Raw genomic sequence first — 261 nt, forward strand, 5'->3', positions numbered from 1 at the left:
TTGTGGCGAAGTGGTTAACGCACCGGATTGTGGCTCCGGCATTCGTGGGTTCGATTCCCATCAGTCGCCCCATTTTTCTTAAATAAATTAATATGCGGGTGTGGCGGAATTGGCAGACGCACCAGACTTAGGATCTGGCGCCTTTGGCGTGGGGGTTCGACTCCCTTCACCCGCACTTTTAATTAAATAACTCATACATGTCTTGCGGAAGTAGTTCAGTGGTAGAATACAACCTTGCCAAGGTTGGGGTCGCGGGTTCGA

General features: G+C 50.6%; 1 tRNA gene. It reads left to right on the top strand.

Annotated features, from left to right (window positions below):
- The first annotated feature begins 94 nt into the window (after positions 1 to 94).
- A tRNA-Leu gene (locus HFD78_RS29230) sits at positions 95 to 175 on the top strand.
- The last annotated feature ends 86 nt before the right edge of the window (positions 176 to 261 follow it).

The sequence above is a fragment of the Bacillus sp. EKM501B genome (assembly GCF_011800505.1).
GTDB classification, from domain to species: Bacteria; Bacillota; Bacilli; order Bacillales; family Bacillaceae_G; genus Bacillus_A; species Bacillus_A cereus.